This window comes from Pseudomonas sp. MF7453 (assembly GCF_016405455.1).
Taxonomy (GTDB): Bacteria; Pseudomonadota; Gammaproteobacteria; order Pseudomonadales; family Pseudomonadaceae; genus Aquipseudomonas; species Aquipseudomonas paralactis.
This window is the reverse complement of record NZ_JAEKCN010000008.1, coordinates 156,973-182,421: the sequence shown is the minus strand read 5'-3', so window position 1 is coordinate 182,421 and position 25,449 is coordinate 156,973. Positions and strand designations below refer to the sequence as shown.

Below are 25,449 nucleotides of genomic sequence, written 5' to 3'. Positions count from 1 at the left end.
ACGTCAGCCCACGGGTTTCTTCTCCCCAAGAAGAAATCAGAAAGAAGCGCAAATCATTGTCTTAAAAGCAATTTAAAGGGTTGACAGGGGTTTTTAAGATTGTAGAATAGCGCGCCTCAGAGACGCTAACGTAGCGATACGGACAGGGTCGAAGAGAAGGTTACACAGCAGTAAATTTGAAATATGTAGTTCCGTGATAGCTCAGTCGGTAGAGCAAATGACTGTTAATCATTGGGTCCCAGGTTCGAGTCCTGGTCACGGAGCCAATTTCAAAATCGGGGTATAGCGCAGTCCGGTAGCGCGCCTGCTTTGGGAGCAGGATGTCGGGAGTTCGAATCCCCCTACCCCGACCATATTTGGGTCGTTAGCTCAGTTGGTAGAGCAGTTGGCTTTTAACCAATTGGTCGTAGGTTCGAATCCCACACGACCCACCATTTTTGAGACCAGTTCAGGCTGGAATCGAATCTTAAGATCAGAGGCCAAAAGCGCTGATCGAAGAAGGCGACTGAAAGGTCGCCTTTTTTTTACCGGGGTATAGCGCAGTCCGGTAGCGCGCCTGCTTTGGGAGCAGGATGTCAGGAGTTCGAATCCCCTTACCCCGACCATATTAAAAATCCTCGTATCGAAAGATACGGGGATTTTTTTTGCGCGCGCGAATCCTGAATTCTCCTCAAAACAAATGTGGGAGGGGGCTTGCTCCCGATAGCGGTGGGTCAGCTAAGTATTCATTAACTGACACACCGCTATCGGGAGCAAGCCCCCTCCCACAGGGGTTATGCGTTGTTAGTGGAGTTTGAGGCGCGGTTCGGTGCCTCGGCCGATCTTGCTGCCCAGCATCAGCATCGCCGTGCGGAAGAACCCGTACAGCGCCATCTGGTGCATACGGTACAGCGACACGTAGAACATCCGCGCCAACCAGCCCTCCAGCATCACGCTGCCAGTCAGGTTACCCATCAGGTTACCTACCGCCGAGAACCGCGACAGCGAGATCAGTGAGCCGTAGTCGGTGTACTTGTAGGTCGGCAGTTCCTTGCCTTCAATGCGCAATTTCAGCGACTTGGCCAGCAACGAAGCCTGCTGATGCGCGGCCTGGGCCCTCGGCGGCACGTTGCGGTCGGTGCCCGGTTGAGGGCAGGCGGCGCAATCGCCAAAGGCGAAGATGTTTTCATCGCGAGTGGTTTGCAGCGTTTGCAACACTTGCAGCTGATTGATGCGGTTGGTTTCCAGGCCATCGATGTCCTTGAGGAAGCCCGGTGCGCGGATCCCGGCTGCCCATACCTTGAGGCTGGCGGGAATCACTTGGCCGCTGCTGGTAATCAGCGCGTCGGCCGTCACTTCGCTGACCGCCGAGTTGGTCAGCACGGTCACCCCGAGTTTTTCCAGGGTTTTATGCACCGGGCCGCCGATGCGCTCCGGCAGGGCAGGCAATACCCGCGGTCCGGCTTCGATCAGGGTGATGTGCATGTTTTCCGGCTTGATGCGGTCCAGGCCATAGGCGGCCAGCTCATGGGCTGCGTTATGCAGCTCAGCGGCCAGCTCCACCCCGGTGGCGCCGGCACCGACGATAGCCACGCTGATTTGCTCAACGGCATCGGTTTGCCCGGCGTGGGCGCGCAGATAGTGGTTGAGCAACTGTTGGTGGAAGCGCTCGGCCTGTTTGCGGGTATCGAGGAACAGGCAATGCTGCGCCGCGCCCTCGGTGCCGAAGTCGTTGGTGGTGCTGCCTACGGCAATGACCAGGGTGTCATAGCCCAGCACGCGCGCGGGCACCAGCTCGCGGCCTTCTTCATCGAGGGTGGCGGCCAGCTGGATTTTTTTCTGTTCACGGTCGAGCCCACTCATGCGCCCAAGCTGGAACTCAAAGTGGTTCCATTTTGCCTGGGCGACATAATTGAGTTCGTCTTCCGAAGAGTTCAGCGAGCCGGCAGCCACTTCGTGCAGCAGAGGCTTCCAGATGTGAGTCAGGTTGGTGTCGACCAGCGTGATGCTGGCCTTGCCGCGCTTGCCCAGAGTTTTACCCAGGCGGGTAGCCAACTCCAGGCCGCCGGCGCCGCCGCCGACGATAATAATACGATGGGTCATGGGGATATCTCGCAAGGCTAAAAGAAATCGGAGCAGTTACCCCCGCGAGCGCCAGGCAGCTCATAGCGTCAGGTAACTCAATAGGCGGCTCAGTACGCCGAGCCCGATCACCACTACCAGCACCACACAAAGGAGCAGCCATGGCCGGAAAGGCTTGCGCTCGACTCTGTGCTGGGAGAGTTGCAGGTACTCTTGGACATGCTGTTGGTCATCGGGGTTCAGGCGGCTGGTCATAAAGGCCTCGTCAGGTAGACGTTGCAAAAGGGCGCCACGTTACAGCCAGGGGATTAAAGGCTGATGCCCACATCGAACACTATGCTGCGGCCCAGGTTGTTGCGCAAGAAGTCCGGCGCGTCTGGATGTGCGAACAGTACACGCGCGAAGGTCGGTCCCACCAGTGACAGTGAACGCCAGCCCTGGCGCAGGTATTCGGTTGGCGGCGGAAAGTGGCTGTTGAGATCCAGCACTTCGCGTTTGAGGCTGGTGAAAGCGATAAGGTCCAGCTCCCCCAGGTCCATGCCGCGTTCTTTGTAGTTATGCGCTTTTTTGCGCAGTGTCGGTGCCAGGCGCAACAAAAACTCATGGGCGGGAATACGCCGTGGCTTGGCTTCGCGCCGCACCAGTTGGCTCAAGGAGAACGCGCTGCGCCTGCGTAATAATTCGTCGCGCCATTCGTCGTTCAGACGGCGCCCCTCGTCCAGCACGAAAAACACCTCGAAACTGGCATCACGAAACAGTACATCCGGCGGCTCCTGGCCGGCAGCGTGAAACTCTTCGACACGGTAGGGCACGTTCAAGCCTTGCAGCAGGCGCTGGCAGACCCAACGCTCACGCTCCCACTTGCGGGCATTGGACAGAAACGCATTGGCTTGTTCGGCTGCTACGGTGAGCAGGCGCAAATAATCTGAGTCATCCATAGTCCCAGCTTAGCGTTCAAATGATGACCACAGGAAGTCTTGCTCCCACATTTGAAACTCACACCAGCCCAGGTAATGTTAAAGCGCGGGTGTAGACTGCTCACTCGGCAGCAAGCCCAGGGATGAGGTGTGTGGTGAGGTTTTTCATAAAGGTAGTGCATCTGTGATCAGTGCAGCTGTTCTGGCGCCATCGACCCTCGGCATCGGCTGGCTGTTATATGCGCCGGTGGTGATATGGGCGATGTTGCGCTCGCCCTGGGTCGAATTGTTCGCCGACCGACGGCGCCAGCATTTGCTGTTCGGTACGGTGTTCGCCTTGTTTATGCTGTGGCTGGTGCGGCGGGATTTCGATACCGGGGTCTCTTACCACTTTATCGGCATGACCGCCGTGACCTTGCTGCTGGATTGGCCGCTGGCAATCATCGGTGGCTTCGCCGCCCAGCTTGGCTTGATGCTGCTGGGGCGCCAGGACCTGGCTGCGCTCGGCGTCAACGGCTTGCTTCTGGTCGGGCTGCCGGTGCTGGTCACTGAAGGCTGCGCGCTGTTGGTGGAACGGGCGCAGCCGCGAAATCCCTTTGTGTATATCTTCTGTTCCGGCTTTTTTGCGGCGGCGCTGTCGGCATTGTTGTGCCTGTTGGTCGGCCTGGGCCTGTTGTGGTTCGACGGCCGCTTTGCGATGCCGCAATGGTTGGAAGACTTTGTAGGTTACCTGTGGCTGATCATCTTCCCTGAGGCTTTCATCAACGGCATGGTCGTCAGCGCATTGGTGGTGTTTTGCCCGGAATGGCTTGAGACCTTCAACCGAACCCGCTATCTCTCGGCCCCCTGGAAGGACGACGATTCACGGCGTTGATCCAGGTCAAATCCCGCGCAACGACGCAGGTCCATGCTCTGCAAAATTTTCAGGAGCACGGATCATGAGTGTGTACGAGTGGGCACGGCAGGAGTTGCGCAGAAGCCAGGACGCAGCGCAGGAAATCGGTTTTGACCCAGGCTTGACCTTGCGCGCCATGCTCAGTGCCGTGGTACAGCAAAGCAAGGGTGTACGCAGTTTTGAGGACCTGGCCGACGAGCTGCAATACCTGGCAGAAAATCTCGACGACCAGCAGGAATATGCCTTTATGCGGCCTTAGTGGCGCGGCGGCAAGTCTTCGGAAAACAGTTCGTCTTCAGCATCCGGGGCCACGGGGATTTTGTGTTCCTCTGCGGCCCAGGCACCCAGGTCGATGAGTTTGCAACGGTCCGAGCAAAACGGCCGGTTGAGGTTGGCCGCTTTCCATTCCACGGGTGCACCGCAGGTTGGGCAGTCGACGGTCAAGGGTTGGCTCATGATCGGCCTCCACGCAAAGTAAGGTAAAAGTGGTGCAGTCGCTCGACCTCGCCGTGCAGCCAGGCAAGGTCCTTATCGTTGACCAGCACGTCATCGGCATGGTTCAGGCGGTCTTCGCGGCTCGACTGGGCCTTGAGAATCGCCTGCACCTGCTGTTCGCTGATGCCATCGCGCTGCAGGGTACGCTGAATCTGCAGCGATTGCGGCACGTCGATCACCAGAATGCGCTGGGTCATGCTGTATTGGCCGGACTCGATCAGCAGCGGAGACACCAGGATCGCGTAAGGCGACTGGGCGCGTGCCAGGTGGCTGCGAATTTCTTCGGCGATCAGCGGGTGCAACAAGGCTTCCAGCCACAGGCGTTCTTGCGGTACTTCAAAGATCAGTTTGCGCAACGCGGCTCGATCCAGCTGGCCGTCGGGTAACAGCACGGTCTCGCCGAAATGCTCGGCAATGCGCGCCAGCGCCGGCCGCCCGGGTTCGACGACCCAGCGGGCAGCATGATCGGCGTCCACCAGGTCGATGCCCAGGTAGATAAAGTGCTCGGCCGCAGCGCTTTTGCCGCTGCCAATGCCGCCTGTGAGGCCAAGAATCCAGGGTGTTGCGACAGAAGTGGTCATCTGAAACCGACAGACTGCAAATAGAAGTCGGTTATTTGACCACCCCAGAGCAATGCAATCCAGCCGGCAATTGCCAGGCACGGCCCAAAGGGCATCGGCGTCGACGTTTGGGCCTTGCGCAAACGCAGCAGGATCAGCCCTGCAAACACCCCCATCAAGGAGGCCATCAGCAGCGTCATCGGCAGGATCTGCCAGCCACCCCAGGCCCCCAGCAATGCCAGTAACTTGAAGTCGCCATGGCCCATGCCATCCTTGCCGGTGACCAGCTTGAACAGCCAGAACACGCTCCATAGACTCATGTAGCCAATGACCGCGCCCCACAGCGCATCGGGCAGTGTCGCCAGCAGGTCGGTGCTGTTGAAGATCAGCCCCAGCCAGAGCAGTGGCAATACCAGTACATCCGGCAGCAATTGGTGGTCCAGGTCAATCAGGCTCATGGCCAGCAAGCCCCAGCTCAGCAACATCACCGCAGCGGCTTGCCAGCCGAAGCCGAAATGCCAGGCAACGGCGGCGGTGATCAGTGCGCACGCAACTTCGGTCAGGGGATAGCGGGTGCTGATGGGCTCACGGCAATGGGCGCATCGACCGCTGAGCATCAGGAAGCTGAGCAGCGGAATATTTTCCCACGGCCGAATCGGCTGGTTGCAGCGCGGACAGCAGGAGTTCGGGCGCATCAGGTTGTATACCGGCCCGGCGGGCTCGGTGGGCAGGCCGAGAACCTCATTGGCCTGGGCGCGCCATTCGCGTTCGAGCATTTTGGGCAGGCGCCACACCAGCACGTTGATAAAGCTGCCGATGATCAGGCCCAGTATCAGTGTCGTGCAGACAAACACCCAAGGCTGCTCGCTCAGCAGCAGGCTCAAAATGCCGTACCCAATTGAAAGACCGGCAGGTACATCGCGATCACCAGCGCGCCGACAATGGCCCCCAGAACAACCATGATCATCGGTTCCATCAAGCTGGTGAGGTTATCGACCAGGGTGTCTACGTCTGACTCGTAGTGGTTCGCGACTTTTTCCAGCATCCGGTCCAGGGTGCCGGACTCTTCTCCAATGGTGGTCATCTGGATCGCCATAGCGGGAAACAAACCGCAGCTGTGCATGGATTGATTCAACTGCATGCCTGTGGATACATCGTGGCGCATACGTTCGATTGCCTGTTTGAAGGGTTCATTGCCGACGGCCCCGGCTACCGAGCCCAATGCCTGCACCAGCGGGACACCCGCTGCAAACGTGGTAGAGAGCGTGCGTGCGTAGCGGGCGACGGCTGATTTTTGCAGCAGTTTGCCTGCCAGGGGCGCTTTCAACAAACTCGCTTGCAGCCAATGGCGAAAACCTGGGTAAAGACGGTAGGCATAGCGCAGCCCACCCGCCCCCAAGGCCAGCACCAGCGCGAGTATCCACCACGCCTGTTGCAGGAACTCGGACAGCGCAATGACCCCCAGGGTGAACCCGGGCAGTTGGCTGTCGACCCCGGCAAACAGATGCTGGAACTGTGGCACGACGTGTATCAACAGCACTGTGCTGACCAGTGTAGCGACCACCAGGACGGCGACCGGGTAAGTCATGGCTTTTTTGATCCTGGCTTTGAGCTGTTGGCTTTTTTCCAGATCAATAGCCACGCGTTCAAGCAGGGTTTCCAGGGCCCCGGCCTGCTCTCCGGCGGCTACCAGGTTGCAGTACAGGTCATCGAAATAACGCGGATGCAGGCGTAGCGCTGCGGCCAGGTTGTTGCCGCTGGCGATCTGTTGTTTCAACGCCCTGACCAGCTCACGCACCTGCTGGTTTTCAAAACCCTCGCTGATGATGTCGAAGGCTTGCAGCAGCGGGATGCCAGCTTTGAGCAGTGTCGCCAACTGCCGTGTGAACAGACCGATATCGGCTGGCAATATTCGCGGGGTGAGAACCGACAGTGATCGCGTTTTCTTGCGCACGCGCTCCGGGCAGATCCCTTGCTGGCGCAGTTGCGCCTTGATCAGCGCAAGGCTGCTGCCAGCGATTTGCCCGGTCACCCTGCGTCCTTTGCGGTTGATGCCTTCCCAGGCATAGATCGTTGACGTGTCGTTCATAGTGGTTTGCGCACCCGGCAGTGAAGAATTTATAGCGTAGTCAGGCGGCGAATTCGGGACGGCTGGTGTTATGGGATAAAGTGTCAGAATGTGCGTCTTGCAGGCGATGGGCTCGGTGGGGGTGGGTACACTGGCGCCGTTGCACACTTCGGGGCGCAGGACGCGCCTTGTCATGGTTTTATTCTGGAGAGTGAAAGAGATGCGTCAAAAAGGCTTTACCTTGATCGAGTTGTTGATCGTCGTGGCAATCATCGGCATTTTGGCCACCATCGGTTTGCCCCTGTACACCAAGCACCAGGCCAAGGCCAAGTTTACGGCGGGGCTGGCTGAAATCAGCGCGCTGAAGGCCGGCTATGAAGACGTCATCAACCAGGGCACTGTGCCTACTGTGTCGTTGATCGGCGGCAACAGCCCGACCGCCAATTGCAAGATCGACGTGACAGGGGATGTAGCCTCGGGCGCCGGCGCCATCAGCTGTGAAATCCTTGATGCACCTGCGCCCGTGCTGGGCAAGACCATCACCTTGACCCGCAGCGCAACCAGCGGATGGACCTGTGCCACCACCGCGGATCCGCAGTACGTTGCCAAGGGCTGCTCTGCCAACGGCGCGTGATGGCGCCGGGCGGTGAGCGAGTCAGTTGCTGCATGACCAATGCAGTGCTAGCTTTAGCCCACCGCCCGTGTAGCTCAGCCGGTAGAGCAGCGCACTCGTAACGCGAAGGTCGCAGGTTCGATTCCTGTCTCGGGCAAAAACGCACCACTGCTTCAAAGGCAATGTTTTCAGATGATCCCAGAATGGTTCTGAAGGCCAGACGAGTTGGCATTCGCGCCCGCTCTTTTGTATCTGCGCAACCTTGATGACCCAGATGCATCCCCATTCCTTGATCTAAGAGAACAACATGACCACGACTGAGATGACCCAGCAAGCGCGTCACGAAGAAGCCCTCCAGAAATACCTTGAGGCGACGCCGCAGCTTAAAGAAGAGATCAAGGACCTGAGTGCTGACGACCAGCGCGATCAGATTCAGTGGGCATTCGAGGATGAGGCAGAGAGCCAGAACCTCCAGCCTTGGGAGTTGACCCTCAAGTACACCTCGACACCGGAAGAATTCGAAGCTGCGCGGTTGGCCTTGCATAAAGAGGCCGCCGAGGTGCTGGGCGTCGAATGGGAAGAGTACTGCGAGATGAATAATCTTGTAGTTTAAGCGCTGATGGCGGGGCGGGCTTGTTGTGGCGAGGGAGCTTGCTCCCTCGCCACAACAATAGCTCCGCGCTTTAGATACTCAGACGCATCGACAGGTCCACTGCCTTCACATCCTTGGTCATCGCGCCGATGGAGATGAAGTCCACGCCGGTTTCAGCGATTGGCAGCAGGGTACTTTCATTGATCCCGCCGCTGGCTTCCAGCTTGGCCTTGCCGGCGTTCAAGCGCACGGCCTCGCGCATGTCTTCCAGGCTCAGTTCATCAAGCATGATGATGTCGGCTCCCGCCGCCAGGGCGTCACGCAACTCCGCCAGGTTCTCCACCTCGATTTCCACCGGCTTGCCTGGGGCGATCTTGTGGGCGGCCGTAATCGCCTGGGCAATGCCACCGCAGGCGGCAATATGGTTTTCCTTTATCAGGAACGCGTCATACAGCCCGATGCGGTGATTGTGGCAACCGCCACAGGTGACCGCGTATTTCTGCGCCAGGCGCAGGCCCGGAAGTGTCTTGCGGGTGTCCAGCAGCTTGACCTGGGTGCTGGCAACAAAGTCCGCCAGGAACTGCGCTCGGGTGGCGACACCTGACAGCATCTGCAAAAAATTCAACGCACTGCGTTCACCCGTGAGCAGCGAGCGGGCCGGGCCTTCAAGGTGGAACAGCGCCTGGTTGGGGCTGACACGTTCACCGTCGGCCACCTGCCAATGCACGGCGACCCGTGGGTCCAGTTGGCGAAATACCGCATCTACCCAGGCCGTACCGGCAATCACGGCCGCTTCGCGGGTAATGATCGTGGCCTTGGCCAGCCGTTCGGCCGGGATCAACTGCGCGGTGATATCACCGCTGCCGACGTCCTCCAGCAGTGCGCGGCGCACGTTGGCTTCGATTTCGGCGGTGAGGTCGGCAAGACGGAGGTTCGGCATAACAGGCTCCACAAACAAAGTGCCGGGATTATAGGGGTTGCGTGCGTTTGAACCCAGCGCGCCGCTCATTTACAGCGCAAAGGCAGAGTTTGCTGGCGCAACCACCCTCGTTTGCAAGATAATCTCGCGCCTTGCAATTGGCGTCATAGCTTTGACGTCCAGGCGGTAATCGGTTTATTTGCAGCACACTGTCGTGCCTGCCCCCGTTCTTTACCCCTCACAACACCGCCGTTTCAGGAGGCCAGGATGCACAATGACGGAAAGGTGGTGCCTATCAACAGGGCACAGGCCACGCCATCGCCGCTCGCGCGCCTGCCGGTGGTGTTGCTGCAGGTACGTGACAAGGCTGCGCAACAGTTGCAACAGGGTTTGCAGGAACTGTTCGATAACGCCGACGACACCCTGTTCGAAATGGCTGATAAGGCCCGGAGCACCGTCGACCATCATATTTTTTTCGAGGCGATGCGCGATCTGCGCCTCAAGCGCAAGAACTTCGAGCGCGTGTTCATGGAGCAACTGTTTGTCGCCTTCGCCAATCTGGGGCAGTTCGGAAGCGGCGACTTGCAGCTGGTGCCGGTGGTGTCCTACGAAGCGGTATCCGGTACCAGCGCCGACGATGTGGAAAAAGCCGTAGCCCTTGAGGCCATGCTCAGTCGGGTGCGACATCGTGATGGTTTGGCCCTGGGACAGTTGAGCGCACGCATGAGCCAATTGCTGGGCAGGCGCCTGGAGGATCATGAAAATCCGCTGGGCCCGGCATTGCTGTGTGAGTTTTTCCTGCAGGCAGGGCGCAGCCTGGGGGTGGAAATTCGCGTCAAGCTGATCATGCTCAAACTCTTTGAAAAATACGTGCTCAGTGACGCTGACCTGTTGTACGGCGAAGCCAATCAACTGCTGGTCGCGGTCGGCGTGCTGCCCGAACTCAAGGCTGTGCCGTCCCGTCGTCCCGGCGGGCGCGCCAGCCGGGAACACCACCACGCCAGCCAGCCGATCGTCGACCCGCCGCTCGATGAGAGCGGCCAGCAAGCGTTCAGCGCGTTGCAGAAATTACTGCAAGCCGTGCGTGGCAGCGTGGTACCGACCCTCGAAGCCAGTGCCGAGCCGCAACCCATTGCCACCCGTGATCTGCTGCGCCTGCTGTCGCATTTGCAGCAGTACGTCCCCGAGCCTGAGGCTGAAGACGATTTTGACCTGCGTAACCAGCTTGAACAGCTGCTCACCCGAGTCAGCGTCAAGAGTGGCAAGTCGCGGGTCCTGGAAGATGCTGACGAAGATGTCATCAATCTGTTCGCTATGCTGTTTGCGTTCATCCTCGCTGATAGCAGTGTGCCGGACGCGTTCAAGGGCCTGATCGCCCGTTTACAGATACCCTTGCTGAAAGTCGCCGTGCTGGACAAGAGCCTGTTCAGTTGCGCGAGCCATCCGGCGCGACGTTTGCTCAATGACATCGCGAGCGCCGTCATGGGCTGGAGCCCGCCGCAAAACGCCTGCCACGATGCTCTGTACCAGCGTGTGGAACAGGTGGTTCAGCGTTTATTGAATGAATTTGTTGAAGACCCGGCGATTTTTTCCCAGCTACTGACACAGTTCAGCGCGTTTACCGCGGATGAATGCAGGCGCAGCCAGTTGCTTGAACGCCATACCCGTGAGGCCGAGCAGGCGCGCTTGCATACTGAGACTGCCCGCCAGCGTGTGGCGCAAGTGCTTGATCGAAGGCTGGCGGGCAAGGTTCTGCCGCAGTTTGTGGTGCAATTCCTTCAGCAGGCCTGGGGCCAGGTGTTGTTATTGGCCATGCTCAAGCATGGCGAACAATCGCTGCAATGGCAGGCGGCGCTGCGTACTCTGGATGAGTTGGTCTGGAGCGTCGGCCTGCGGGAAGACACCGAAGCGGGCCGGCATTTGCTTGAGCAACTGCCCGTGTTGCTCAAGGCATTGCGTGACGGTTTGGCCGCTGCGGCGTTCGATCCTTTCAGCACCCGTGAGTTTTTCCAACGGTTGCAGGCCACGCACGTTCAGTCGTGCGAGGGCGACCCAGCCCAAGTGCTGGTCGAAGTCCGCGAGCCTTTTATGCTTGGCGCTGGTGTGCCGACCGTCGTTGAGTCGCTGCCCAAAGATGACCTCGATCTGATCAAGGCCAGTCAGTTGCGGGTCGGCGCCTGGGTAGCGTTTGAGCAAGATCAACAGACCCCCCTGCGCTGCAAGTTGACGGCAATCATGCCGCCTGACGATACCTGTATTTTCGTCAGCCGCACCGGGCTTAAGGTGCTGGAAAAAACTACCGTCCAATTAGCCCAGGCGTTCAAGTGTGGCGCACTGCGCACGTTGGACGATGGCCCTTTGTTTGAGCGTGCGCTGGCTGCGGTGATGGGCGATCTGCGTCAACTCAAACGCGGCAAGTGATCGCAACCGCAGGGTGGAACGCGGCATACTGGTAACACCTCGTCTCATTTCAGGAGCCTGTATGCAGTTGGACCCCGCCAGCGGTTGGTGCCAGGGCATCCGTCTTTGCCCTTCGCCCAACTTCAACGAGCGCCCTGAAGGCGAAATCTCGCTGTTGGTGGTGCATAACATCAGCTTGCCTCCTGCGCAGTTCGCCACGGGCAAGGTGCAGGCGTTTTTTCAGAATCGCCTGGATGTTTCAGAGCATCCCTACTTTGCCGGTATCGCCCACCTACGCGTGTCTGCGCATTTTCTGATTGAACGTGACGGTACTGTCACGCAATTTGTCTCGTGCCAGGACCGTGCCTGGCACGCCGGTATTTCCAGCTTCGAGGGGCGCGAGGTGTGCAATGATTTCTCGCTGGGGATCGAACTTGAAGGTACGGACGAACTGCCGTTCACCGATGCCCAGTACGCGGCGCTGATCGAACTGACGCGCCAGTTGCTCAAGGCTTACCCAAAAATCACTCGTCAGCGGATTTGTGGTCACAGCGATATCGCCCCGGGACGCAAGACCGACCCGGGCCCGGCTTTTGATTGGGCACGCTTTCTCGGCGCCCTGCAGGATGGAGGACACGAACAATGAGTTTCCTGGTGTTGGTGCTGGCGGTGTGGATCGAGAAGTTCTCGGCCTTGCGCCTGCGGTTGCAGCGCGACGGCGGATGGCTGCGTGAGTTGGCCAAACTGGAGTCGAGCCCGCGCATGGGCAAGCGACCCTGGCTGATCCTGACGATACTGGTGCTGCTGCCGGTAGCGTTGCTGGCGCTGTTGTTGTTGGTACTGGAGCCGGTGGCCTATGGCCTGTTGGCGCTGCCGGTGCACATCCTGGTGGTGATTTATAGCCTGGGTCGTGGTGATTTACTGGCAGGCCTTGGTCCGTTCCGCGATGCCTGGCGACGCGGTGATCTGCAAGCCGCAGAGCATGTGGCCGAGCGCGACCTGAAGCTTGGCGCCGACAGTGGTGAGCAATTGCTGGAGAGGGTTCAGGGTCATCTGCTGTGGCAGGCGTACCAGAGCTTTTTTGCGGTGATTTTCTGGTATTTCCTGCTGGGCCCGGTGGCCGCTTTGGCCTATCGGCTGTTGGCGCTGGCCAGCGAGCACAGCCAGAACCCGCTGGTGGCTGAACGCGCCGCGCAATTGCGCCATGCGTTTGACTGGTTGCCGGTACGCCTGCTGGCGGCGAGCTTTGCTTTGGTGGGCAACTTTGTCGGGGTCAGTCGTGTGATGCTCCACGAACTGCTGAGCTGGGATATCAGTGCGGCGCAGTTGATGGAAAAAGTCGGCCTGGCGGCGGCTGAAATCCCTCCTCCGGTGGTGGGGGCCGATGGTATCAACAGCCTGGATCGGTTGTGGGAGCTGCTGCTGCGTGCGGCGGTGTTGTGGTATGCCGGGTTTGCGATCTGGACTGTATTGCCCTGAGCAACTGTTGGGGGGGGGCTTGCTTTCTGGTGCGGCGCTGTACTTGTGGGAGGGGGCTTGCCCCCGATGGCGGCCTCAGGGCCGACCAGGATGTTGGGCTTTGATCGAGTACATATCCGTTATTTGGGTCACGGCTGCTATTGGTTCCGCTTTTACAGCGGGTCACTTTCGAAAAGCGCGAAAGTAACCAAAGCGCTCTTGCCCCACCACTCGGCACCTCGCTTGGGCTCGGTGTGCCCGTAATCCGCCAGTGATTTGGGGGGCCGCCGCCACGCGCCATCCATGGCGCGGGGCGGCTAAACCGGCATCCCTGCCGGTTTACCCCCCAAATCCCTGTCGAATTCCGGCCAGCGTGGTTTGACGGGGCGCTTAAGATCAAGATCAAAAGCAGATCAAGAGCGGCTCGCTTCGCATCGTGGTTACGGGGGCAAGCCCTCCTACATGTGCTCTCCGGATCTGCCGTTAACCTTACGTTACAAAACTTCCCTTCGAATTGAGCTATACAGACAGAGCGCCAAATAGTGGCTATCTGCCGCCGCCCTGCGCCTCAATAACAATAAAAGAAGGGGAGATCACCTGTGATGAGCTTGCTCTATCCTGCCGTTGCGCTGATGAACCGCCTGAGCTTCGGCATGAAGTTCAGCCTGATCAGCGTGCTGTTCCTGCTGCCGATGCTGGCGACCAACTATTACCTGGTGCGTGACTCGTGGCGCGAATTTCAGGGCACCCGTATCGAACTGCAAAGTCTCGACCTGCTTGGCAGCAGCCTGGCATTGCGTCGTGAGTTGGAAACGCTGAATAACCAGGTACAGATCAACGTCATCCTCGGGCAGTCCGGCAAGGCGGCGGATCTAGAGGCGCAGATCAATGAACTGGAGCAACGTGTGCTGGAGCGGTTGCAGGGGTTGCACGCCATGGCGACGCAGCCTGAGCAAGTCGAAGTCTTTGAAAACAAGCGCGACGAGCTGATCGACGCGTTCAAGGTCCAACAGCAGGAAACCTCGTTGCTCAACAAAGCGGCGTTGATCGGCAAGTTACTCAACCAGGCCCAGATGCTCAGCCAAATCATCGCCAGCCAAGCCGGCCTGAGCCGTGATGCACAGAGTGATCTGCGCCAGCTCAGCGACCTGGTCACTGCGGTCACTCCGCAGGTTACGCAACTGCTGGGTGAGGGCCGCGCGATGGGTGCGTATTCCCTGGGCCAGGGGTTTATCAATTCTTCCTCCAGCACGCGCTTTGACGAGCTGTTGCAGCAGGTCGAAAAGCTCCAGGGCGAATACGGCTTGAAGCTGCACGACGCGCTGGGCGCCAGCAACGCCGCGCACGCAGCACTCGATAGCTTGGCGCAAGCCAGCCAGGCCAGTCTCAAGCAAGGCAGTGAGCTGTTCGAAGAGCAGGTGGTGATGGCCGAGACGCTGGACACACCCTGGCAAGGTTTTTATGACGGCGTCAGCCAACTGATGGCCAAGACCTATCAACTCGATGACGCCACCCTGGCGTTCATTGGGCAGCAACTGGAGCAACGTCTGGCGCAGAACCGCTTGCACATGGTGTTGCTGGTCGCGGCCCTGGTGGCGGTGTTTGCGCTGATTTTCTATTTATATGCAGGTTTCTTTGTCTCCACCCGCACGACCTTGCGCAGCCTGGGAGCGATGATGGACAAAGTCGCGGCCGGTGACATGACGGTCACGTTCGTTGCTCACAGCCGCGATGAGTTGGGCGATTTGGGCCAGGTATTCAATGGCACCGTGGCCAAAATTCACGACCTGATCGAGCGCGTCGGGCATACGGTCAGCCAGGTCGAGTTGCAGGCCGGCCAGGTGCAAGCGGTATCGGCGCAGAGTAACCAGGCGGTATCCGGCCAGCGCAGCCAGATCGAGCAAGTGGCAACGGCGATGAACCAGATGTCTGCCACCGCCCAGGAAGTGGCGCGCAGCGCGGCGGCGGCCGTCAACAGTGCACAAAGCGTCAATGATGAAACCGTCAGCGGGCGGGCGCTGGTGCAATCTCAACAAAGCGGCATCGCACGCCTGGCTTTGGAGATCGATGAGTCGGTGCGGGTGATCAACCAGTTGGCGGCCGATAGCCAGTCCATCAGCAGCGTACTGGAGGTGATCAAAAGCATTGCCGAACAGACCAATTTGTTGGCGCTCAACGCCGCCATCGAAGCTGCGCGCGCTGGTGAACAAGGACGCGGTTTTGCCGTAGTGGCCGATGAGGTCCGCACCCTGGCTCGGCGTACTCAGCACTCCACTGAAGAAATCGAGCAAATGATCATGCGCTTGCACAGTGGCGTCGGCGCAGCGGTGAAGGCGATGGGCAGCAGCCATGAAATGGCGAGTGGCACGGTAGGGCAGTCTGAAAAGGTCCAGCACGCCCTGGAAAATATCCTCGGTGCTGTAGGAATGATTGTGGACCAGAACCAGCAGATCGCGGCTGCCGTCGAGCAGCAAACGGCGGTCGCTCACGACATTGACCAGAATATTGTGCAAATCAATCGCGCCGGTGAACATGCGGCACAAGGCGCTCAACAGACCGAAGCGGCCAGCCGGCAGTTGTCGGCGCAGGTCATTGAGTTGAAGCAATTGATTGGCGCGTTTCGGGTGTAAGAATTTTCTGTGGGACCACGCCGTGAGTCACGTGGCATTTGTCCTGATTTGCCGGGCTGTGTTTTATCGCGACGTGAATGGGTGAGAATTTATTTCATCAGTCACGGTCACGAGAGGATACGACGATGGCCGCTGCAATCGGCATCAAAGGGCACTGTGCCCAGTGCGACATGACGTTTGAGCTCAAGCCCTGGCAACTGAACGCCATCGCCATTGAAGTACCGTTTGACTGCGCGTACTGCCATTCGGGCTTGAAGCTGTGCTGCCACAAGCAGTTGCGTCAGTTTCGCGCCCTGGACCAATGGGCGCTGGTGCGGCCCAGCATGATCATGCTCACCTGCGCCACCTTGCTGATGGCGTTGTTCGCAGAGTGGTTGGGGCTGCTCAGCGTGATCGGGCAGTTCTACATTTCGCTGGTGACGGTGTCGATTCATTTTCTGGTCGTGCGCTACGCCCGTTATCGGCAAAGGATGACCTTGAGCTTGCAAGTCGTCAGCCCGCTACCAGTTGAACAGCTCGCACGCATTGCGTGTGCTCGTCTCACTCAGCAATAGAGGGCTGATGCCCATGCGCTCAGCCAGGGCGGTGCAGATAGCCGGGAGGTGCTGCGGGCTATTGCGTTGGTTGGGGTACATGGCCGGGGCCATGTCCGGCGAGTCGGTTTCCAGTACCACGGCTTCAAGGGGCAGTTGGGCCAGTACCTTGTGCATGCGCAGGGCCTGGGGCCAGGTGGCAGCGCCGCCCAGGCCGAGTTTGAAACCCAGCTTGATGTACTCGCGGGCCTCTTCAACGCTGCCGGCGAACGCATGGATGATCCCGCCCCGTGACAGGCGGATGCGCTTGAGGGTGGCAATCACGGCGGCGTGGCTGCGGCGTACATGCAGCAAGGCGGGCAGTTGGAAGTCCGCCGCGAGTTTCAGCTGGGCCTCGAACAGGCTTTGCTGGCGCTCGCGATCCAGGTGTTCAAGGAAGTAATCCAGGCCGATTTCGCCCACGGCGCAGAGTTGCCGATGGCTGTGCAAGCGCGTCAACCAGTCGCCCAACGCCAGCAGGTCGGCAGGACGATGCTCATCGAGATACACCGGATGCAAGCCGAAGGCCGCGAACAAGCCTTCGTCCTGCTGCACCAGATCCCACAGCCGCTGCCAATTCTGCTGATACACCCCCAGGACCACCAGACGCCGCACCCCGAGTTCACGGCTGTGGGTGAGGACTTGCGGGCGGTCGTGATCGAAATCCGCAAAGTCCAGGTGGGTGTGGGTGTCGATCAGCTCCACGCTCAGGCCTCGTGAATGCGCTGCTTGAACGTGCGGCCAATCGCGTGCACGCCCGGTTGGTACTGCTCTTCTTCAATGGCCGCCAGTGCCAGGCGCAGTGCGGTTTCGGCGATCAGTTGATGTTGCTGGGCCATGGCGTTGACGGGCAGTGGCAGGAAGTCCAGCAATTGGGTGTCGCCGAACGTGCCCAGGCGCAGCGGCCGCGACCGGAGCGGGAAATCATGCAGCGCATCGAACACACCTTGCAGCAGCACGTAGGAAGTGGTCACCAGCGCGTCAGGCAAATGCCCCAGACGTTGCAGCAGTTGCTCCATCAGCTGTCGGCCGCAGTCACGGCTGAAAGCTTCGCCCTGTTCGATGATCACTTCGCCGGTGAAGTCTTGCAGCGCTTCACGAAAACCGGCGGTACGTTCCTGGCTGATGCTCAGCTCGGGACGTGCGCCAATCAGCGCGATTTGCTTGGGCAGCGGTTGCAGCAGGCTGCTGGTGAGTTGCTGGCAGGCCTGGTGGTCATCGCTGACCACTGAACAGAACTGCTCAGGCTCCATCACCCGGTCGATGGCGATCACCGGCAACCCCTTGGCTTGCAAGTCGCGATAGCTGTCATCACTGGCCGGCAGGCAACTGGCGACGAACAACGCATCGCAGCGCCGCGCACGGAACAGTTGCAGCAGTTGGCGTTCGCTGTCGGCCTCGTCATCGGAACTGGCAATCAGCAACTGATAACCCCGTGCCCGTGCGCCTTGCTCCAGCAGCTTGGCAATGCGAGCGTAACTGGGGTTTTCCAGGTCTGGCAGGATGAACCCCAGGGTGCGCGTATGCCGGCTGCGCAGCCCGGCGGCTTGAGGGTTGGGGGTAAAACCATGGGCCTGGACCACGGCACGCACACGCTCAACGGTTGCGTTGCTGATGCGCTGCTGTTCGGCCTTGCCGTTGATGACATAGCTGGCGGTGGTGACGGACACACCGGCCAGACGTGCAATATCGCTGAGTTTCAAACCGGGATTTCCTTGTTTTTTAGAGCGTGCCCCGACATTTTGTCCAATCGTAACCGATTCCAGCTCACGACCAATGTCCCACGACAGGCGCCGAGTGGTGCTTCAAGCTTGCGCAATTAACGCGTAATCTGCCATAAATTCTAGATTAAACGTTTCAGCAAGCGTATTTTTACGATGTTCGCCCCTGAGTGGCTACTGCCAATTGACCACTCAGTCAGTTATTTTTGAACGTCTCGCGCTGATTTATTCAAAACAATACCTAGTGCGCACATCGCACTAACTAGGAGAACGGCATGCTTGAGCTCACTGTAGAGCAGATATCCATGGGCCAGGTGGCTGTGGATAAATCTGCTGCCTTGCACCTGCTCGCTGACAAACTGGTGGCCGATGGCCTGGTTGCCGAGGGGTATCTCAGTGGCTTGCAAGCCCGTGAAGCCCAGGGTTCGACCTTTCTCGGCCAGGGCATCGCCATTCCCCACGGCACCCCCGAAACCCGCGACCAGGTGTTCACCACCGGTGTGCGCCTGCTGCAGTTCCCCGAAGGGGTGGACTGGGGCGATGGCCACATCGTTTACCTGGCCATCGGCATCGCCGCCAAATCCGACGAACACCTGCGCCTGTTGCAACTGCTGACCCGCGCCCTCGGTGAAACCGACCTCGGCCAGGCCTTGCGCCGTGCCGGCAGCGCCGAAGCATTGTTGAAGCTGCTGCAAGGTGCGCCGCAGGAACTGGCACTGGATGCGCAGATGATCAGCCTGGGTGTGTCTGCCGATGATTTTGAAGAGCTGGTGTGGCGCGGTGCACGCCTGCTGCGCCAGGCCGACTGCGTGAGCAATGGTTTTGCCGCGGTGTTGCAACAGGTTGACGCGTTGCCCCTGGGCGATGGCCTGTGGTGGCTGCACAGTGAACAGACGGTCAAGCGCCCGGGCCTGGCGTTTGTCACACCGGACAAACCCATGCGCTACCTCGGCCAGCCCCTGCACGGCCTGTTCTGCCTGGCGAGCCTGGGCGAAGCCCATCAAACCTTGCTTGAACGCTTGTGTGCCCTGTTGATTGAAGGGCGCGGCCAGGAACTGGGCCGCGCCACCAGCAGCCGTGCGGTGCTGGAAGTGCTGGGCGGTGAATTGCCGCCGGACTGGCCCAGCGCGCGCATCACCTTGGCCAACGCCCATGGCTTGCACGCCCGCCCGGCCAAGATCCTTGCGCAACTGGCCAAAAGTTTTGACGGCGATATCCGCGTGCGCATCGTTGATGGCCCCGTGGGCGCGGTGTCGGTTAAAAGCCTGAGCAAGTTGCTCAGCCTCGGTGCGCGTCGCGGCCAGGTGCTGGAGTTTGTTGCCGAGCCGACGATTGCCGGCGATGCCCTGCCTGCACTGTTGGCCGCCGTCGAAGAAGGCCTTGGCGAAGAGGTCGAGCCATTGCCGACCCTGAGCGCCCAGCCTGCCCCTGTGGATATCGAGCCGGTGCTCAGCGCGCCATCAAGCGGTAGCCAGATCCAGGCCATCGCCGCCGCGCCCGGCATCGCCATCGGCCCGGCGCATATCCAGATTCCACAGCTGTTCGATTACCCCCTGCGCGGTGAGTCTGTCGCCATCGAACGCCAGCGCCTGCACACCGCCCTGGGCGATGTGCGCAAGGATATTCAGGGCCTGATCGAACGCAGCCAGGCCAAGGCCATCCGCGAGATTTTCATCACCCATCAGGAAATGCTCGACGACCCGGAACTGACCGACGAAGTCGACACCCGCCTCAAGCAAGGCGAAAGCGCCGAAGCCGCGTGGATGAGCGTGATCGAAGCCGCCGCCAGGCAGCAGGAAGCCTTGCAGGACGCCTTGCTGGCCGAGCGCGCCGCCGACCTGCGTGACATCGGCCGTCGCGTGCTGGCGCAGTTGTGCGGCGTAGAAACTGCCCAGGAACCCAACGAGCCCTACATTCTGGTGATGGATGAAGTCGGCCCTTCGGACGTTGCGCGTCTGGACCCGGCCCGCGTGGCCGGCATTCTGACCGCCCGTGGTGGTGCCACCGCTCACAGCGCCATCGTCGCCCGCGCCCTGGGAATTCCCGCTCTGGTCGGCGCCGGTGCTGCGGTGCTGTTGCTGCGCGCCGGTACGCCGCTGTTGCTCGACGGTCAGCGTGGTCGCCTGCATGTCGGCCCCGACACCGCTACCCTGCAACGCGCCACCGTAGAACGCGACACCCGCGAGCAACGCCTGCAAGCCGCGTCGGCTCAACGCCACGAAGCGGCGCTGACCCGTGACGGTCACGCCGTGGAAGTTTTCGCCAATATCGGTGAAAGCGCTGGTGTGGCGAGTGCGGTGGAGCAGGGCGCCGAAGGCATTGGCCTGCTGCGCACCGAACTGATTTTCATGGCCCACCCACAGGCGCCGGACGAGGCTACCCAGGAAGCCGAGTACCGCCGCGTCCTCGATGGGCTCGGCGGTCGCCCGCTGGTGGTGCGCACCCTTGATGTGGGCGGTGATAAACCCTTGCCCTATTGGCCCATCGCCCAGGAAGAAAACCCCTTCCTTGGCGTGCGCGGCATTCGCCTGACCTTGCAGCGCCCGCAGATCATGGAAGCGCAACTGCGTGCACTGCTGCGTTCGGCGGATAACCGACCGCTGCGCATCATGTTCCCCATGGTCGGCAGCGTGGATGAATGGCGCGCCGCCCGGGATATGACCGAGCGCCTGCGCCTGGAAATCCCGGTCGCCGATTTGCAACTGGGCATCATGATCGAAGTGCCGTCAGCCGCCTTGCTGGCGCCGGTGCTGGCCAAGGAAGTGGATTTTTTCAGCGTCGGCACCAACGACCTCACCCAGTACACCCTGGCCATCGACCGCGGCCACCCGACCCTGTCGGCCCAGGCCGATGGCTTGCACCCGGCGGTCTTGCAACTGATCGACATCACCGTGCGCGCGGCCCATGCCCATGGCAAATGGGTCGGCGTGTGCGGCGAGTTGGCGGCAGACCCGCTGGCGGTGCCGGTGCTGGTGGGCCTGGGGGTGGATGAGTTGAGCGTGTCGGCCCGCAGCATTCCGGAAGTGAAGGCGCGGGTGCGCGAATTCAGTCTGAGCGAGGCCCAGAGCCTGGCGCAACAGGCACTGGCGGTGGGTTCGCCCGCGCAAGTGCGTGCCCTAGTGGAGGCCGTGTAGATGGCGAAGATTTTGACCCTGACGCTGAACCCGGCGTTGGACCTCACGGTGCGCCTTGCGCGCCTGGACCCCGGCGAAGTTAATCGCAGTGAAGCGATGTTGACCCACGCGGCCGGCAAGGGCGTGAACGTGGCTCAGGTGCTGGCCGACCTGGGCCACTACGTCAGTGTGGGCGGGTTTCTCGGTAGCGCCAACCCGCAGGCTTTCGATGCACTGATCAAACGCCGTGGGTTTGGCGATGCCTTCATACGTGTCCCCGGCGAAACCCGTAGCAACATCAAGATTGCCGAACAGGATGGGCGTGTCACCGACATCAATGCTCCGGGGCCGCTGGTGGATGAGCAGGCGCAAAAAGCGCTGCTCAAGATGATCGCGATGATTGGCCCGGAGTTCGATGCGGTGGTGGTGGCCGGCAGCTTGCCGCGCGGCGTCAGCCCGCAGTGGTTTAAAGGGTTGCTGGAGGCGTTGAAAAACCTCGGGTTGAAAGTGGCCCTGGACACCAGTGGTGAAGCGCTGCGCCTGGGGTTGGAGGTTGGCCCGTGGCTGGTCAAACCCAATACCGAAGAGCTGGCCGAGGCCCTGGATAATGCCACCGATTCCATCAGCCGACTGCATCAGCAAGGCGTCGAACATGTAGTTGTTTCCGATGGCGCCGCGGGTGTGACCTGGTATCGCCCAGGCGCGGCGCTGCACGCCACGCCGCCCAAGGTGACGGTGGCCAGTACCGTGGGTGCTGGCGACTCGCTGCTGGCCGGGATGCTCCACGGTTTGCTCAGTGGCGATACGCCTGAGCACACCTTGCGCCGCGCTACAGCGATTGCCGCGATGGCCGTCACGCAGATCGGTTTCGGCATCAGCGATGACGCGCAGTTGGCGCGCCTTGAAAGCGGCGTCGACGTACGCACGCTGACAGAACAATAAGAGGGTTTGTGATGAAGTTAGCCATTGTTACCGCCTGCCCGAACGGCATGGTCACCAGTGTGCTGTGCGCCCGCTTGTTGGACGCCGCAGCCCAGCGTATGGGCCTGCACACCAGTGTTGAAGTCGTCGATGTGCAGCGCCCGGAACGTCAGTTGTCCCAAGCCACGATCGATGATGCCGAGTGGGTGCTGCTGGTCAGCAGCACCCCGGTGGATATGCAGCGTTTTATCGGCAAGCGCGTATTCCAGACCACGCCCGCCCAGGCGCTGGCAGATGTCGAAGGCGTATTGCGCCGGGGCGCTGAAGAGGCCCAGGTGTATGTCGCCAGTGACGCCCCGGTGGCGGCGAAGAATGCGCCGCGTATTGTCGCGATTACGGCGTGTCCGACCGGAGTGGCCCACACCTTCATGGCCGCCGAAGCCTTGCAGCAGACCGCCAAGCGCCTGGGCTACGACTTGCAGGTCGAAACCCAGGGCTCGGTCGGCGCCCGCACACCGCTGAGCCCGCAAGCCATCGCCGAGGCCGACGTGGTGTTACTGGCGGCGGATATTGAAGTCGCCACCGAGCGTTTTGCCGGCAAGAAGATTTATCGCTGTGGCACCGGCATCGCCCTCAAGCAATCCGAAGCCATCCTCAACAAGGCCCTGGCCGAAGGCGCGGTGGAAAACGCCACCAGCGGCGCACCGGCCAAGTCGGAGAAAACCGGGGTCTACAAGCACCTGCTCACTGGCGTGTCGTACATGTTGCCGATGGTGGTGGCGGGGGGCTTATTGATTGCCTTGTCATTTGTGTTCGGCATCCATGCTTTCGAGCAGCCAGGCACTTTGGCTGCGGCGCTCAAAAGCGTCGGTGACCAGGCCTTCCTGCTGATGGTGCCGCTGCTGGCGGGCTACATCGCCTACTCGATCGCCGACCGTCCTGGCCTGGCGCCGGGCATGATCGGCGGCTTGCTGGCGGGGACGCTGGGGGCTGGGTTTATCGGCGGCATCCTGGCCGGTTTCGTCGCGGGTTACTGCGTCAAACTGATCAGCCGTGCGGTGCAATTGCCCCAGAGCCTGGAGGCGCTCAAGCCGATCCTGATCATCCCGTTGCTGGCGAGCCTGTTCACCGGCCTGGTGATGATTTACCTGGTGGGCCCGCCGGTCGCGCGCTTGCTGACGGGCCTCACCGATTTTCTCAGCACCATGGGCACCACCAATGCGGTGCTGCTGGGCATTTTGCTCGGCGGCATGATGTGCGTGGATTTGGGCGGGCCGATCAACAAGGCGGCGTATGCGTTTTCGGTCGGCCTGCTGGCGGCGTCGAGCGGCGCACCGATGGCCGCGACCATGGCCGCCGGCATGGTGCCGCCGATTGGCATGGGCATCGCCACCTTGCTGGCGCGGCGCAAATTCGCCCAGACCGAGCGCGAAGCCGGCAAGGCCGCGATGATCCTGGGGCTGTGCTTTATCTCCGAAGGCGCGATCCCGTTTGCAGCCAAAGACCCGTTGCGCGTGATCCCGGCCAGCATCGCCGGTGGCGCGTTGACCGGCGCACTGTCGATGTACTTCGGCTGCAAACTCGCCGCGCCCCATGGTGGCTTGTTTGTGTTGGTGATTCCCAATGCGATGAACCATGCGTTGTTGTACTTGCTGGCGATTGTGGCGGGGAGTGTGTTGACGGGGTTGGTGTATGCCGTGCTCAAGCGACCGGAAGCGGCCGAGCTGGCCGTGACTGCCTGACCAATACCCTGTAGGAGCGAGCTTGCTCGCGAAGAACTCAAAGGCGCCGCGTTCATTCAGGAAGCCCGCGTGATCGTTGATGTTTTTCGCGAGCAAGCTCGCTCCTACCGTTGGATCCTGTCATATCCGCTTCATCCCATCATGCTTAAGTGGCCCTTTTGATACTCAAGAGGGCACCTGCATGAGCCACTTCGATCTCGGCCGTCGCCGCGTGATGCAAGCCGTAGGCGCCGGCCTGTTGTTGCCGGGCCTGGCCCCGGCGGTGATCGCCTCGGTCAAGGACCGTCCGCAACTCACCGATGGCGTGCAATCGGGCGACCTGCTGGGCGATCGGGCGATGATCTGGAGCCGCAGCGACCGCCCCGCGAAGATGGTGGTGGAGTGGGACACCCGCAGTGTGTTCAGCAACCCCCGCCGATTGGTTTCCCCCCTGGCCGACAGCCGCACCGACTTTACCGCCCGTGTCGAGCTCACCGGTTTGCCGGTCGATCAGTCGATCTTCTACCGTGTTCACTTCGAAGACGCCCAGACCGGCGTCGCCAGCGAGCCGTGGTTTGGTCACTTGCGCAGCGAGCCGCAACAGCGTCGCGACATCCGTTTTGTGTGGAGCGGCGATACCGTGGGCCAGGGCTTCGGCATCAACCCGGAGATTGGCGGTATGCGCATTTACGAAGCCATGCGCCTGCGCTTGCCGGATTTTTTTATCCACAGTGGCGACACCATCTACGCCGACGGCCCGGTGCCCGCGCAGTTGACCACCGAAGGCGGACGTATCTGGCGCAACATCACCACCGAGGCCAAGAGCAAAGTCGCGGAAACCCTCGATGAGTATCGCGGCAATTACCGCTACAACCTGCTGGATGAAAACGTGCGCCGCTTCAATGCCCAAGTGCCGCAGATCTGGCAGTGGGACGATCATGAGGTGATCAATAATTGGTCCTCCAGCAAACAACTGGATGAGCGTTACCAGACCCGCGACATCAATACCCTGGTCGGCCGTGCGCGCCAGGCCTGGCTGGAGTATTCACCGATGCGCCGTCAGAGTGCCGACGGCGGCGGGCGTATTTACCGCAAGCTCAGTTACGGGCCGCTGCTGGACGTGTTCGTGCTGGATATGCGCAGCTATCGCGGGCCGAATGACGACAACCTGGGCGGCGAAAAACCGTTCCTCGGTCGCCAGCAACTGGACTGGCTCAAGCACGAACTCAAGGCGTCGCAGGCACAGTGGAAGGTGATCGCCGCCGACATGCCGATCGGCCTGGGCGTGCCCGACGGCGAAGTCAGCCCTGGCGTGGCGCGTTGGGAAGCCATCGCCAATGGTGACCCCGGCCCGGCGCAAGGGCGTGAGTTGGAGATTGCCGAACTGCTTGGCTTTCTGCGTGCGCAGAAGGTGCGCAACCATGTGTGGCTGACGGCCGATGTGCACTACTGCGCGGCGCACCACTACCATCCGGACCGGGCGGCGTTCCAGGATTTCGAGCCGTTTTGGGAGTTTGTGGCAGGGCCGCTGAATGCCGGCAGCTTCGGGCCCAATCCGCTGGATAAAACCTTTGGCCCGCAAGTCGTGTTCGAGAAAGCCCCGCCTGCGCAAAACACCTCGCCGTTTGCGGGTTTTCAGTTTTTTGGTGAAGTGCAGATTGATGGGCAGACGGGGGAGTTGACGGTTATTTTGCGCGATCTCGACGGCGTCTCGGTGTTTGAGCAAAAACTGCAACCGGCCTGACCTGGAATGCAGTCAAAAAATGTGGGAGTTAAGTGACACATCGCCCTCT

23 protein-coding genes, 5 tRNA genes and 1 pseudogene are annotated in these 25,449 nt (G+C 60.6%); 19 read left to right on the top strand and 10 right to left on the bottom strand.

From position 1 onward, the window contains the following. Positions 1–190: 190 nt before the first annotated feature. From JFT63_RS14695 to JFT63_RS14680, 4 genes are all read left to right on the top strand, one after another. A tRNA-Asn gene (locus tag JFT63_RS14695) sits at positions 191–266 on the top strand. Positions 267–276: 10 nt separating this feature from the next. Next, positions 277–353: transfer RNA gene (locus JFT63_RS14690), tRNA-Pro, on the top strand. Between the two features lie 5 nt (positions 354–358). After that, positions 359–434: transfer RNA gene (locus JFT63_RS14685), tRNA-Lys, on the top strand. A gap of 94 nt (positions 435–528) precedes the next feature. Next, a tRNA-Pro gene (locus JFT63_RS14680) sits at positions 529–605 on the top strand. Between the two features lie 178 nt (positions 606–783). Here the strand turns inward: JFT63_RS14680 and JFT63_RS14675 are convergent. From JFT63_RS14675 to JFT63_RS14665, 3 genes are read right to left on the bottom strand one after another with little or no spacing between them, the layout of a single operon-like run. Further along, a complete protein-coding gene (locus JFT63_RS14675; protein ID WP_057701659.1) occupies positions 784–2,082 on the bottom strand; it encodes an NAD(P)/FAD-dependent oxidoreductase in 1,299 nt (432 codons plus the stop codon). 60 nt (positions 2,083–2,142) lie between these two features. Next, a complete protein-coding gene (locus JFT63_RS14670) occupies positions 2,143–2,316 on the bottom strand; it encodes a DUF3094 family protein (protein ID WP_005784671.1) in 174 nt (57 codons plus the stop codon). Between the two features lie 53 nt (positions 2,317–2,369). Beyond that, complete coding sequence (locus JFT63_RS14665) at positions 2,370–2,999, bottom strand: DUF1780 domain-containing protein (RefSeq protein ID WP_003188431.1); 630 nt, start codon at positions 2,997–2,999, stop codon at positions 2,370–2,372. Positions 3,000–3,162: 163 nt separating this feature from the next. Here JFT63_RS14665 and JFT63_RS14660 point away from each other — a divergent pair, with 163 nt between their 5' ends. Both JFT63_RS14660 and JFT63_RS14655 read left to right on the top strand, forming a co-directional pair. Next, on the top strand, positions 3,163–3,852 hold the full coding sequence (locus JFT63_RS14660; protein ID WP_198844202.1) for an energy-coupling factor ABC transporter permease: 690 nt from the start codon (positions 3,163–3,165) through the stop codon (positions 3,850–3,852). A gap of 64 nt (positions 3,853–3,916) precedes the next feature. Beyond that, a complete protein-coding gene (locus JFT63_RS14655; RefSeq protein WP_003171680.1) occupies positions 3,917–4,132 on the top strand; it encodes a hypothetical protein in 216 nt (71 codons plus the stop codon). Here JFT63_RS14655 and yacG read toward each other — a convergent pair. Genes yacG through JFT63_RS14635 form a run of 4 tightly spaced genes read right to left on the bottom strand, consistent with a single transcriptional unit; the run spans position 4,129 to position 7,017 of the window. Continuing rightward, complete coding sequence (yacG, locus tag JFT63_RS14650) at positions 4,129–4,329, bottom strand: DNA gyrase inhibitor YacG (RefSeq protein WP_005784677.1); 201 nt, start codon at positions 4,327–4,329, stop codon at positions 4,129–4,131. The two genes, JFT63_RS14655 and yacG, sit on opposite strands and share 4 nt — an antisense overlap. Next, a complete protein-coding gene (gene coaE, locus JFT63_RS14645; protein ID WP_057701655.1) occupies positions 4,326–4,949 on the bottom strand; it encodes a dephospho-CoA kinase in 624 nt (207 codons plus the stop codon). The genes yacG and coaE overlap by 4 nt, the downstream gene beginning before the upstream one ends. Next, positions 4,946–5,812 (bottom strand): prepilin peptidase, encoded by an 867-nt coding sequence (locus JFT63_RS14640; protein WP_057701654.1) that lies wholly within the window; start codon positions 5,810–5,812, stop codon positions 4,946–4,948. Before JFT63_RS14640 ends, coaE begins: the two co-directional genes overlap by 4 nt. Continuing rightward, positions 5,809–7,017: a type II secretion system F family protein gene (locus tag JFT63_RS14635; RefSeq protein WP_198844201.1), complete on the bottom strand. Its 1,209-nt coding sequence runs from the start codon at positions 7,015–7,017 to the stop codon at positions 5,809–5,811. Before JFT63_RS14635 ends, JFT63_RS14640 begins: the two co-directional genes overlap by 4 nt. 199 nt (positions 7,018–7,216) lie before the next feature. On the opposite strand from JFT63_RS14635, the gene JFT63_RS14630 reads away from it, so the two are divergent. From JFT63_RS14630 to JFT63_RS14620, 3 genes are all read left to right on the top strand, one after another. Then, entirely contained in the window at positions 7,217–7,630 is a 414-nt protein-coding gene (locus JFT63_RS14630; protein WP_057701652.1) for a pilin, read from the top strand. 63 nt (positions 7,631–7,693) lie between these two features. Then, a tRNA-Thr gene (locus JFT63_RS14625) sits at positions 7,694–7,766 on the top strand. 150 nt (positions 7,767–7,916) lie between these two features. Next, entirely contained in the window at positions 7,917–8,222 is a 306-nt protein-coding gene (locus JFT63_RS14620; RefSeq protein WP_198707983.1) for a DUF6388 family protein, read from the top strand. A gap of 70 nt (positions 8,223–8,292) precedes the next feature. Here the strand turns inward: JFT63_RS14620 and nadC are convergent, their stop codons facing one another. Continuing rightward, positions 8,293–9,141: a carboxylating nicotinate-nucleotide diphosphorylase gene (gene nadC, locus JFT63_RS14615; RefSeq protein WP_057701650.1), complete on the bottom strand. Its 849-nt coding sequence runs from the start codon at positions 9,139–9,141 to the stop codon at positions 8,293–8,295. Positions 9,142–9,387: 246 nt separating this feature from the next. Between nadC and JFT63_RS14610 the strand changes: the two genes are divergently transcribed. The 6 genes and pseudogenes from JFT63_RS14610 (at position 9,388) to JFT63_RS14590 (ending at position 16,162) form a co-directional block, all read left to right on the top strand. Continuing rightward, positions 9,388–11,541, top strand: a complete 2,154-nt coding sequence (locus tag JFT63_RS14610) for a DUF1631 domain-containing protein (RefSeq protein ID WP_198844200.1) — start codon at positions 9,388–9,390, stop codon at positions 11,539–11,541. A gap of 61 nt (positions 11,542–11,602) precedes the next feature. Further along, a complete protein-coding gene (gene ampD / locus JFT63_RS14605; RefSeq protein WP_057701648.1) occupies positions 11,603–12,166 on the top strand; it encodes a 1,6-anhydro-N-acetylmuramyl-L-alanine amidase AmpD in 564 nt (187 codons plus the stop codon). Further along, positions 12,163–12,999: a regulatory signaling modulator protein AmpE gene (gene ampE, locus JFT63_RS14600; protein WP_057701647.1), complete on the top strand. Its 837-nt coding sequence runs from the start codon at positions 12,163–12,165 to the stop codon at positions 12,997–12,999. The genes ampD and ampE overlap by 4 nt, the downstream gene beginning before the upstream one ends. A gap of 581 nt (positions 13,000–13,580) precedes the next feature. Then, positions 13,581–14,702 (top strand): annotated as a pseudogene (locus tag JFT63_RS30100) (methyl-accepting chemotaxis protein); the annotation flags it as partial. Beyond that, a complete protein-coding gene (locus JFT63_RS30095) occupies positions 14,679–15,608 on the top strand; it encodes a methyl-accepting chemotaxis protein (RefSeq protein ID WP_407071379.1) in 930 nt (309 codons plus the stop codon). The pseudogene JFT63_RS30100 and the gene JFT63_RS30095, both read left to right, overlap by 24 nt. Before the next feature lie 125 nt (positions 15,609–15,733). Then, complete coding sequence (locus tag JFT63_RS14590; protein WP_057701645.1) at positions 15,734–16,162, top strand: hypothetical protein; 429 nt, start codon at positions 15,734–15,736, stop codon at positions 16,160–16,162. Here JFT63_RS14590 and JFT63_RS14585 read toward each other — a convergent pair. Together JFT63_RS14585 and cra are read right to left on the bottom strand one after the other, a co-directional pair. Beyond that, positions 16,109–16,885 (bottom strand): TatD family hydrolase, encoded by a 777-nt coding sequence (locus JFT63_RS14585; RefSeq protein ID WP_198844199.1) that lies wholly within the window; start codon positions 16,883–16,885, stop codon positions 16,109–16,111. The genes JFT63_RS14590 and JFT63_RS14585 overlap by 54 nt on opposite strands. Positions 16,886–16,887: 2 nt before the next feature. Further along, positions 16,888–17,883, bottom strand: coding sequence for a catabolite repressor/activator (cra, locus tag JFT63_RS14580; protein ID WP_057701643.1), 996 nt, complete (start codon positions 17,881–17,883; stop codon positions 16,888–16,890). A 293-nt stretch (positions 17,884–18,176) separates the two neighbouring features. On the opposite strand from cra, the gene ptsP reads away from it, so the two are divergent. The 4 genes from ptsP to JFT63_RS14560 all read left to right on the top strand — a co-directional run bounded on the left by ptsP (position 18,177) and on the right by JFT63_RS14560 (position 25,400). Next, positions 18,177–21,035 (top strand): phosphoenolpyruvate--protein phosphotransferase, encoded by a 2,859-nt coding sequence (gene ptsP / locus JFT63_RS14575; protein ID WP_198844198.1) that lies wholly within the window; start codon positions 18,177–18,179, stop codon positions 21,033–21,035. Next, the gene (gene pfkB / locus JFT63_RS14570) at positions 21,036–21,956 is read left to right on the top strand and encodes a 1-phosphofructokinase (protein ID WP_198844197.1); all 921 of its coding nucleotides are present in this window, start codon (positions 21,036–21,038) and stop codon (positions 21,954–21,956) included. It abuts the gene before it with no gap. An 11-nt stretch (positions 21,957–21,967) separates the two neighbouring features. Next, on the top strand, positions 21,968–23,677 hold the full coding sequence (locus JFT63_RS14565) for a PTS fructose-like transporter subunit IIB (protein WP_198844196.1): 1,710 nt from the start codon (positions 21,968–21,970) through the stop codon (positions 23,675–23,677). Between the two features lie 181 nt (positions 23,678–23,858). Beyond that, positions 23,859–25,400 carry an alkaline phosphatase D family protein gene (locus tag JFT63_RS14560; protein ID WP_198844195.1) on the top strand — a complete coding sequence of 514 codons (1,542 nt, stop codon included), beginning with the start codon at positions 23,859–23,861 and terminating at the stop codon, positions 25,398–25,400. Positions 25,401–25,449 lie beyond the last annotated feature (49 nt).